This is a genomic window from Corynebacterium oculi, assembly GCF_001412105.1.
In the GTDB taxonomy this organism is placed as follows: domain Bacteria; phylum Actinomycetota; class Actinomycetes; order Mycobacteriales; family Mycobacteriaceae; genus Corynebacterium; species Corynebacterium oculi.
In genome coordinates, this window is the sequence record NZ_LKST01000004.1 from 307641 (window position 1) to 317844 (window position 10204).

Below are 10204 nucleotides of genomic sequence, written 5' to 3' on the forward strand. Positions count from 1 at the left end.
GACGGTGGCGATGGATACTCCCCACCCCCTCCCGAGCCACGCGATTCCACGCCGGAGATCGTCATCTTTTAACACAAAAGCAGCCGCCCCTCACCACGCACGGCAAGGGGCGGCTGCTTTATGCCTACACAGGTTAGGACCTTAGACCGTGGCCTCCGCCACGCGCTTCTGCAAGGCGCGGAACTGCTCCCACACCTGCTCCGGCACGCGCTCGCCCAGGAACTTCAGGTAGGCGGCGTTATCCTCCAGGTCACCGGCCCACTGCTGGGCGGGGGCGCTGAGCGCCTCGCACACGTCCTCGATGGGGGTATCAAGACCATCGAGGTTGATGTCCTCCGCCCGGGCGGTGTGGCCAACCACGGTTTCCTCGGCACCCACGCGCCCCTCAATGCGATCAATGATCCACGCAAGCACGCGGGAATTCTCCCCGAATCCGGGCCACAGGAAGCGCTTGTCCTCACCCCGGCGGAACCAGTTAACCAGGAAGATCGGCGGCATCTTATCGCCACCCTTGCGGCCCATCTCGATCCAGTGGTTGAGGTAATCGCCCACGTTGTAGCCAATGAAGGGCAGCATGGCCATCGGATCGTGGCGCAGCGCGCCCACGGTGGCCTCGGCGGCGGCGGCGGTTTGGCCGGAGGCGAGCAGCGCGCCGATCATGGTGCCGTGCTCCCAGTCGTAGGACTGGGTGACCAACGGCACGGTGTCGGGGCGGCGGCCGCCGAAGAGGATCGCGTCGATCTTCACCCCGCGCCAGTCGTCAAACTCCGGGGCGGAAACCGGGCACTGGGAGATCGGCACGCAGTAGCGGGAGTTCGGGTGGGCGGCCAGCCCCTCGGACTGGGGCGTCCAGTCATTGCCCAGCCAGTCGATGAGGTGCTCGGGAGCCTCGCCCATGTCCTCCCACCACACGTCGCCGTCGTCGGTCAGCGCCACGTTGGTGAACAGCGTGTTGCCGGGTTCCATCGTCTTCATGGCGATGGGATTGGAGGAGTAGTTGGTGCCGGGGGCCACGCCGAAGAAGCCGTTTTCCGGGTTGATGGCGTGGAGATGGCCTTCCTCTCCAAACTTGAGCCAGGCGATGTCATCGCCCACCACCTCGGCCTTCCAACCGGGGATCGTGGGAGTAATCATGGCGAGGTTGGTCTTGCCGCAGGCGGAGGGGAAGGCCGCCGCCACGTGGTACGTCTTGTTCTCCGGGGAGGTGAGCTTGAGGATGAGCATGTGCTCCGCCATCCAGCCCTCCTCCTGCGCCATCACGGAGGCGATGCGCAGGGCGTAGCACTTCTTAGCCAGAATGGCGTTGCCGCCATACCCGGAGCCGTAGGACCAGATCTCCTTGGTCTCGGGGAACTGGGTGATGTACTTGGTCTCGTTGCACGGCCAGGCCACGTCCTCCTCGCCGGGGGCCAGGGGCGCGCCCACGGAGTGCAGGCAGTGCACGAAGTCCCCGTGCTCGCCGATCTTGTCCAGGGCCTCGCGCCCCATGCGCGTCATGATCCGCATGGAGAGCACCACGTAGGCCGAGTCGGTGAGTTGCACGCCGAGCTTGGGCTCGGGGTCGCTGATGGGGCCCATGCAGAAAGGCACCACGTACATGGTGCGTCCGCGCATGGCTCCCTGGAAGTGCTCCCGCATCTCCGCCTTCATCTCTTCCGGCGGGGCCCAGTTGTTGGTGGGGCCCGCGCCGTCCTCGGTGGCGGAGCAGATGAAGGTGCGGGATTCCACCCGGGCCACGTCCGAGGGATTGGAGCGGGCGAGGAAGCTATTAGGACGCTTTTCCTCGTTGAGGCGAATGAGGGTGCCGGCCTCCACCAATTCCGAGGTCAGCCGCTCCCATTCCTCCTGAGTCCCGTCCGCAAACACCACGTTCTCCGGCTGGAAAAGCTCCACGGCCTCGGAGATCCACTTCAGCAGTTCCTGATTCTTCGTGGGCGCTGGGCCTTGCAGACCCTTGATGGCAGCGGTCATAACCTACTCCTGATCTTCGGTCGCTTTCTCTGCGATGCCTCTCCAGCGTATCCATGTGCGCAGCGGAAAAACACTCCCCGCGCCCGCCTCGCCCCTCCAAGTGGTCATAACATCTTACCCGAGTGCCGCTCTACCTGGCACGTCTCTCCCCGCGCCCGCACACGCCCCGAACGGCAATACCCCCATGCGGGGGTGTCCTCCCACTTTCCAGATCGGGAAAAATAGTTCTCTTCTCCCGCCTCGCCCGACCTACGTCGCACGTTCCTCCCCGGCGCCTCTCCCCCACCCCCTCAAACAGGTACCTATCACCAGGCCAGTACCCGCCCTCACCCCACCTTCCCACAACCCACCAATGTTAGCCATTCCACACGTTTCCTTGGCCACAGCGCGCCCGCGCGGCGCCGCCAAGCACCCACCCCGTACCCTCCATTGTTATAACAACTAAGGCGAGGCTCAGGGGGCGTCGATAAGCGCCACGGCGCACAGATATGCTGTAGGAGATGAACGAATCTGCCATGCCCCCTGCCCCCGGCCTCGGCGACCTGCCCCACGGTCGGCCCCTGCAATCCGAGTTCGATGACGGGCTGGATTACCCGCGCCTGGGCACCGTGTCTTTCCGGCGCGGCACCCTCACGCCGAATCAGCAGGCGGCGTGGGAGCAGCACTGGCCCCGCCTCGGCCGAATTATGAGCGACGAACGCATCGACGTAGAGGAGTGGTTTGGCCGCAGCGGTCACCCCACGATCCTGGAAATCGGCTCCGGCACCGGCACCTCCACGGTGGCCATGGCCCCGCTGGAAAGCGAGACCAACATCATCGCCGTGGAACTCTATAAACCCGGCCTGGCCAAGATGATGGGGGCGGCGCTGCGCGAGGGGATCGACAATATCCGCATGGTGCGCGGCGACGGCGTCGAGGTGCTCAACCGCATGATCGCTCCCGGTTCCCTGGACGGGGTGCGGATCTTCTTCCCCGATCCCTGGCCCAAGGCCCGCCACCACAAACGCCGCATCATCCAGTCCGGCCCGCTGCACCTGATCGCCACCCGGCTCAAACCGGGCGGGGTGCTGCACGTGGCTACCGATCACGCAGACTACGCCGAGTGGATCAGCGAGCTCGTCAACGTGGAACCCCTGCTGCGCTATCGCGGCTGGCCGTGGGAGCAGTGCCCCGTGCTCACCGACCGCCAAGTACGCACCAAGTTTGAGGGACGTGGCCTGCGCATGGATCACGCGATCACGGAGTTCCTCTGGGAAAAAGTAGACGAACCCGCCGCCGGTCAGGAAGGATAGTCGCCTGTGTTTCTGCGCTGGGGTCAGTTCTCCTACCGCCACCGCCACCTTATCCCGGCCCTGGTGGTGCTCTTTATCCTCGCCCTCTACGGCATCTTTGGCCTGCGCCTGGGCGATCGCCTCAGCCAGGAGGGCTGGGAGGACCCCGGGGCGGAGTCCACCGTGGGGGCGCGCATCGAGCAGGAAACCTTCGGGCGCGATAGGAGCGGGGACGTCATCGCCCTCTACTCCGTGAACGCCCCGCGCAGCCTCAGCGAGGACGCGCTCGCCCAGGCCCTCAACGCGCAATTAGACTCCCTCAAGGAGCGACATTCCGGCGAGATCAGCCACATCACCAGTTACTTTTCCACCCGCGCCCCGGAGATGATGACCGCCGACGGCACCCGGGCCTTCGCCGCCATCGGCCTCGCCGGAGACGGGGAGCAGACCCTCAAAGACTACCGCGCCATCGAGGAGGATCTGCGCGGCCAAGACCTGCCGGAGAGCGTGACCCTGGAGGTAGCCGGGGCCACGGCCGTAGCGGACTCCCTCGACGAGGGCATGGCCGGGGACATTTCCCGCGCGGAACTGGTGGCCCTGCCCGTGGTGGCCGTGCTGCTGCTGCTGGTTTTCGGCTCCGTGGTGGCCGCCACCATGCCCCTGATCGTGGGCGTCCTCTCCATCCTGGGTTCCCTGGGCATCCTCTCCATCCTGGCGGGCAGCGCGCAGGTCAACGTGTTTGCGCAGTCCGTGGTCACCCTGCTCGGCCTGGGCCTGGCCATCGACTACGGCCTGTTCATGGTCTCGCGCTTCCGCGAGGAGATGGACAAGGGAACCCCCGTCGCTCAGGCCGTGGCCACCACCACCGCCACGGCGGGAAAGACGGTGGTCTTTTCCGCCGGCATGGTGGCGGTGGCGCTCTCCGGGCTGATGATCTTCCCCCAGGCCTTCCTCAAATCGGTAGCATACGGGGCCATCTCCGCCGTGGCGCTCGCGGCGCTACTCTCCGTGACGGTGCTGCCCGCGCTCTTTGGCATGTTGGGCACCAACATCGATCGCTGGACGGTGCGGCGCGCCTCCCGGCGCGGCAAGCGCCTGGAAGAGACCCTGTGGTGGCGCATACCCGCCTGGGCCATGCGCCACGCCAAGGCCGTGACGGTGGTCATCGCCGGGGGCCTGCTGGCCCTGGCCATTCCGCTGGTGGGCATCACCTTCGGCGGGATCAATGAGACGTACCTGCCCCCCACCAATGAGACCCGCCAGGCCCAGGCCTCCTTCAACGAGGCCTTCCCGGACTTCCGCACCGAGCCCATCAAGCTGGTGGTCACCGGGGCCGATAACCAGCAGCTGAGCACCGTGTACCGCCAGGCCAACGAGGTGGAGGGACTCACCGGGCGGTTCCGCCCCGCCCACCCCAGCCAGGAGGGCACCACGGTGCTCACGGCGGGCATCGCGGATCGCGCGGATAACCAGCGCGTGATGGAGCAACTGCGCGCCATCGACGCCCCCGAGGGGGTGGAGGTATACATCGCCGGCACCCCCGCGATGGAGGTGGAGTCCATCGAGGCGCTGCTCGATACCCTGCCCTGGATGGCGCTGTACATCGTGGTGGCTACCTTTGTGCTCATGGCGCTGGTGTTTGGCTCGCTGATCCTGCCCGCCAAGGCCATCATCATGACGATCCTGGGCCTGGGTTCCACCCTGGGGTTCCTCACCCTCATGTTCGTGGACGGGGTGGGCTCCGGCCTGTTGAACTTCACCGAGGGTCCCTTAATGAGCCCCGTGCTGGTGCTCATCGTGGCCATCGTGTACGGCCTTTCCACCGATTATGAGGTGTTCTTGGTCTCCCGCATGGTGGAGGCCCGCGACCGAAGGGCCAGCACCGATACCGCCATCAAGTACGGCACCGCCCACACCGGCGGGATCATCACCGCCGCCGCGCTCATCATGATCGTGGTGGCCGGGGCCTTCGGCTTCTCCGAGATCGTGATGATGAAATACATCGCCTTTGGCATGATCGCCGCGCTGCTCCTCGACGCCACCGTGATCCGCATGCTGCTCGTGCCCGCCGTCATGCACCTGCTGCGCGAGGATAACTGGTGGGCACCCACCTGGCTGCGCAGGGCATACTCCCGGCTGGGGCACGGCTCCGAGGTCACCCCGGCCGCACCCGCGGCCGCGCATGCCACGCCGCCGCCCGCCGCCGTGAGCGTGGACGAGGCCGTGGTGATCGAGGAATCCGAGGCCGCCCGCGGCGGACGCACCACCGCCCAGGATGATGGCCTGGTGCCGTTCAAAGACCTGATCCAGAGGCTGGAGAAGTAACGGTGTGGCGGTGGCTGCGCAGCCCGTGGGTGCGCTACGGCCTGGTGGTGATCGTGCTCGCCGTCCTGGCCTACGTGCTGCGGGATAACGCCCACTTCCTCCGCGAGGGCTGGGTGGCGCTCCAGCGGGCCGATAACCGCTACATCGCGGTGGCCGTGCTGTTTACCGCCATCACCATGATCTTCCAGGCGGAGATGATGGTGAGCCTGCTGCACTCCACCGGCGCGCCCTGCGGGCGGGGGCGCGCCAACGCCCTGGGCCTGGCCGCAAACTCGTGGTCGGCCACCCTCCCCGGTGGCCCGGCCGTGGCCGCCGCCATGATCTTCCGGGAACAGATGGCCTGGGGGGCCAGCGCGGTGGTGGCCAGCTGGTACATGGTGGTCTCCGGACTGCTGGCCGCCGCGGGCATGGCGCTGCTCGGGCTCATCGCGGTGTTCTTCCTGGGGGCCTCGGTGAAACCGCTGACCCTGGTGGCGTCGATAGTGGCCCTGGTGGCCGTGCTGTGCGCGGTGAGCTGGGCCGCCCGCAATCCCGCCACCGTGGAGACCAAGCTCACCTCCGCGCTGCGCTGGTACAACCGCCGGGTGGGTTCCCCGGAGGATCGCTGGACGGATAAACTCTCCGGGCTGCGCACGCAGCTGCGCGCCGTGGATATTCCCCTGGCCCGGCTGGGCCTGGCGCTGCTGTGGTCCACGCTGAAGTGGGTGGCGGAGATCGTGTGCCTGTGGGCCTGCGTGGTAGCCGTGGGCGGCGAGCCAGACGTGGCCGGGGTGACGCTCTCCTTCCTGGCCGCCAAGCTCGTGGGCCAGGCCCAGATCACCCCCGGCGGGCTGGGGCCGGTGGACGTGATGCTCACCTCCACCCTGGTGGCCCTGGGCGGGATTCCCATGTCCCTGGCCGTGGCGGCGGCGATCGTGTTCCGCATGCTCACCTTCGTGCTGCTGGCCGCCGTGGGGTGGGTGGTGTTTTTGTGGTTCTGGGTTATCCGCGGGAAAAACCGCGCGGTCACGCCCCCTCCTGGATAACCCAGTAGCCACGGGAGGATAATGGGCGGCATGTTCCCCTCTACCGCAGCCCGCTGGTTTACCTACGACGCCCTGGCCATCGCGCTCTTTGCCCTCCTGGCCCGCGTGGCCCACCGCAGCGAGGACATGCCGCTGAGCGTGACCGGGTGGCTTAGCACCCTGTGGCCCTTCCTCCTGGGTGTGGCGCTGGCCTGGGGAATCCTGGCCGTGCGCGGTGGCGTGACCCCCTCCCCGTGGCGCAGCCTTGGCCTGGCATGGCCGCTCGCGGTGATCGTGGGGTTAGGCGTGTGGGGGCTGCGCCACGGCGCGGTGCCGCATTGGTCGTTCATCATCGTTGCCACCGTGACCTCCGGGGTTCTCATGGCGGCGTGGCGGGCCGTGGCGGGGCGTACCTCAACCGGGCAGTAACCCCTGACCCCCTACCCCACGAGCGCATCCCAGGCCCGGCGGATGCGCTCTTCCATTTCCCCTGGTTCCTGGGCGGGGAGTTTTCCCTCCGCGTGGAGGAGGGTGATCCCGTGGACGAAGGACCAGAGGGCGATGATGAAGTCCTCCGTGGCGCGTTCCGGGATCCACGCCGCCGCCTCCTGAGCCAGGAATCCCTTGAGTTCCGCCACGGCGCGGGTGCGCTCGGCGTCCTGGGGATCGCAGTCCGTGGTGAACATCAGGGAGAAGATGGCCGGGTTCTCCATCGCCCACTGCGCGTAGGCCACGGCGATCTTCCAGGTGTCTCCCCGCGCCGCAACCTCCCGGGAGGCCGCTTCCAGGTATTCGTGTAGTTCCCGGTATCCCTGCCCCGCGATGGCGGATTCTAGGGCCTTGCGGTCGGCAAAGTGCCGGTAGGTGGCGGTGGGACTCACTCCGGCCTTCTTGGCCACCGCGCGCAGGGAGAAGCCCTCGCCGGTGGCAAGGATCTCGCGGGCGCTGGTGAGGAGGGCACGCCTTAAGTCCCCGTGGTGGTATTCCTTCCGCTCCGATGTTGACACCGTAAACCTCCTCGCTTATCCTCCGGTGTGTACACCGTAAACTTTAACTCGCGGAGACCCCATGACCAATCTCTTCACCCCCTACCGGCTCCCCGGCGGAGCCACGGTACCCAACCGCATCGTCAAAGCCGCGATGGAGGAATCCTGGCCACCGATTCCCACCTCCCCGGGGAGCGCCTTTTCCGCCTCTACCGCACCTGGGCCCAGGGCGGGGCGGGCACCCTCATCACCGGCAACGTCATGGTGAATGATGCCGCGCTCACCGGCACCCGCGACGTGGTGCTCGATGATCGTCAGCCCCTCGAACCATTCCGCCGGTGGGCCCAGGCCGCCCACGACGGCGGCGCAAAAATATGGATGCAGATCAGCCACCCCGGCCGCCAGGTCAGCGCCCACCAACCCGGCGTGGCCTGGGCACCCAGCGCCAAGGCCGTGGAGGTGGGCACCAAGAACGTCACGTTCCCCACTCCCACCCCCATGAACGAGGAACAGATCCAAGCCACCATCGCGCGCTTCATCACCACCGCGCGCCGCGCGGAGGAGGCCGGCTTCGACGGCGTGCAGGTACACGCCGCCCACGGCTACCTGCTCTCCCAGTTCCTCTCCCCGCTGACCAACACCCGCGCCGATGGCTGGGGCGGCAGCCTGGAGAACCGCGCCCGGTTCCTCCTGGAGATCGTGCGGGGTATCCGCGCCGCCGTAGCCCCGGACTTCGCCGTGGCCGTCAAGCTTAACTCCGCGGACTTCCAGCGCGGCGGCTTCGAGCTTGACGACGCCCGCGCGGTCATCGCCATGCTCACCCCGCTCGGCGTGGATCTGGTGGAACTCTCCGGCGGCTCCTACGAGAGCCCCGCCATGACCGGGCGTTCCGCCGATGGCCGCACCCAGGCCCGCGAGGCCTACTTCCTGGAGATGGCGCGCGGACTCCTTTCCGATTCCCCGGTTCCGCTCATGGTCACCGGGGGAATCGTGCGCCCCAGCGTGGCCGAGGAGGTACTGAACTCCGGGGCCGCGCTGGTGGGGATCGGCACCGCCCTGGCCGCCAACCCCACCCTGCCCCGGCAATGGGAGGCCGGGCAGAACACCGCCCCGGAGATCCCCCGCACCCGGATCAAGAACAAGGCTATCGCCTCCGCCGCCTCGATGGCCTGGGTGCGCCGTCAGATGGCGCGCCTGGGGCGGGGCAAGGAACCGCGGCTGAGCCTCGATCCCCGCGCAGCGCTGATCGGGGAACAGCTACAGAATCGGCGCGCGAATCGTCGCTACGCGGCCTGGCTAGCCCAGCGCCTTACCGACGGCTCCGCCACCCCGCGCAAGGTACTCATGGTGGTCACCGCCGCCCGGGTGTGGACGCTCAAGGACGGCACCGAGCACCCCACCGGCTTCTGGGGCGAGGAGCTGGCCGTGCCCCACGAGCTGTTCACCAAGGCGGGGTGGGAGATCACCATCGCCACCCCCGGCGGCGTGGCCCCCACCCTCGACGCCCTCAGCATGGGCGTCTCCGGCGGGCTGCCCTCCCAGCGCAGGAGGGTGCGTGCCTACCTCGATTCCATCGCGGGTGCTCTCGCCCGCCCGGTGCCGCTGGAGGATATTGACTCTACGGACTATGACCTGGTGTTTTACCCCGGCGGCCACGGCCCCATGGAGGATTTAGCCTTTGACGCCACCTCCGGCGCGCTGCTGCGCCAGCGCATCGAGGCGGGAGCACCCCTCGCGCTGCTCTGTCATGCCCCCGCCGCGATCCTCGCTGCCCCCGACGCCTTTTCCGGGCGGCGCATGACGGGCCTATCCAACAAGGAGGAACTCCTCAACCCCTTTGCCTGGAAGGCCCCCTGGCTGCTGGAGGATGAGATGAAGAAGGCCAGGGTGGAATACCACGCCGGGTTCCCGCTGCGCCCGCACATGGTGGTGGATCAGAATCTCTACTCCGGGCAGAACCCGCAGTCCTCCCGCGACCTCGCCCTGCGCATCATCGCCGATCTCGCCTAAGCGACAGCACGGCAGCACGGCAGCACAAAGGCCGGGGTGCATGAGCGCCCCGGCCCTTTATCTGCGTTTGGGTTAATTACGCACGGATCACGTGGCTAAAGGCCGGATCGACCTCGGGCAGGGCCAGCGCCTGCACGTCCACGTCCTCCTCGGCCTCCAGGGCCTCTACCTCGGCCGGATCAATCTCGGGGTTCTCCACGTACACCGGCTTGCCCACGGCAGCGATGTTCTCGTAGCCCAGCGCACGCAGGGACGCCATGATCTCGCTGAAGTACTCCTGATCGTTCTCCTCGTCGAAGGACTCCGCCGGGCGCAGCACCACGTAGTCATCCTTGAACTCCACGTTCACCAGGTCGTGCCCGGCCTCGTCCTCGATGGCCTGGATCGCGGCCTCGGCGGCGGCCTCACGATCCGCAAAGTTCTCAGAGCCCTCAGAAGCCTCAGCGTCCTGCGTAGTGGCGGCCTGCTCCACGGCCACGGTCTCCGCCACGGGGGCATCGACGGTGGTGGACATGCCGGACAGGGAGAAGAGGCCGGTGGCCAGGGCCAGGCCCTTCAAAATGGTGAAGATCATAGGGGTTCCCTCATTCCATCTTTGGTTGCGTTCTTGTGCCGCATAGAAAATACAAAATTGCTA

8 protein-coding genes and 1 pseudogene are annotated in these 10204 nt (G+C 67.2%); 6 read left to right on the forward strand and 3 right to left on the reverse strand.

The features are described from left to right. Nucleotides 1-141: 141 nt before the first annotated feature. Complete coding sequence (locus Cocul_RS11100; RefSeq protein WP_055123350.1) at nt 142-1971, reverse strand: phosphoenolpyruvate carboxykinase (GTP); 1830 nt, start codon at nt 1969-1971, stop codon at nt 142-144. A gap of 515 nt (nt 1972-2486) precedes the next feature. On the opposite strand from Cocul_RS11100, the gene trmB reads away from it, so the two are divergent. Genes trmB through Cocul_RS11120 form a run of 4 tightly spaced genes read left to right on the forward strand, consistent with a single transcriptional unit; the run spans nt 2487 to nt 7000 of the window. Then, nucleotides 2487-3263: a tRNA (guanosine(46)-N7)-methyltransferase TrmB gene (gene trmB / locus Cocul_RS11105; protein ID WP_055123430.1), complete on the forward strand. Its 777-nt coding sequence runs from the start codon at nt 2487-2489 to the stop codon at nt 3261-3263. Between the two features lie 6 nt (nt 3264-3269). Then, a complete protein-coding gene (locus Cocul_RS11110) occupies nt 3270-5567 on the forward strand; it encodes an MMPL family transporter (RefSeq protein WP_055123351.1) in 2298 nt (765 codons plus the stop codon). Nucleotides 5568-5569: 2 nt separating this feature from the next. Next, nucleotides 5570-6592, forward strand: coding sequence for a lysylphosphatidylglycerol synthase transmembrane domain-containing protein (locus Cocul_RS11115; protein ID WP_055123352.1), 1023 nt, complete (start codon nt 5570-5572; stop codon nt 6590-6592). Between the two features lie 30 nt (nt 6593-6622). Beyond that, nucleotides 6623-7000, forward strand: coding sequence for a DUF3054 domain-containing protein (locus Cocul_RS11120; protein ID WP_055123353.1), 378 nt, complete (start codon nt 6623-6625; stop codon nt 6998-7000). Between the two features lie 11 nt (nt 7001-7011). Here Cocul_RS11120 and Cocul_RS11125 read toward each other — a convergent pair whose 3' ends face one another. After that, nucleotides 7012-7578, reverse strand: coding sequence for a TetR/AcrR family transcriptional regulator (locus Cocul_RS11125; protein WP_055123354.1), 567 nt, complete (start codon nt 7576-7578; stop codon nt 7012-7014). A gap of 240 nt (nt 7579-7818) precedes the next feature. On the opposite strand from Cocul_RS11125, the pseudogene Cocul_RS13185 reads away from it, so the two are divergent. Further along, nucleotides 7819-8601: pseudogene (locus tag Cocul_RS13185) on the forward strand (oxidoreductase); the annotation flags it as partial. Nucleotides 8602-8901: 300 nt separating this feature from the next. Continuing rightward, nucleotides 8902-9567, forward strand: coding sequence for a type 1 glutamine amidotransferase domain-containing protein (locus tag Cocul_RS13190; protein ID WP_082422324.1), 666 nt, complete (start codon nt 8902-8904; stop codon nt 9565-9567). A gap of 76 nt (nt 9568-9643) precedes the next feature. Here the strand turns inward: Cocul_RS13190 and Cocul_RS11135 are convergent, their stop codons facing one another. Next, complete coding sequence (locus Cocul_RS11135) at nt 9644-10141, reverse strand: hypothetical protein (protein WP_055123355.1); 498 nt, start codon at nt 10139-10141, stop codon at nt 9644-9646. Between the last annotated feature and the right edge of the window lie 63 nt (nt 10142-10204).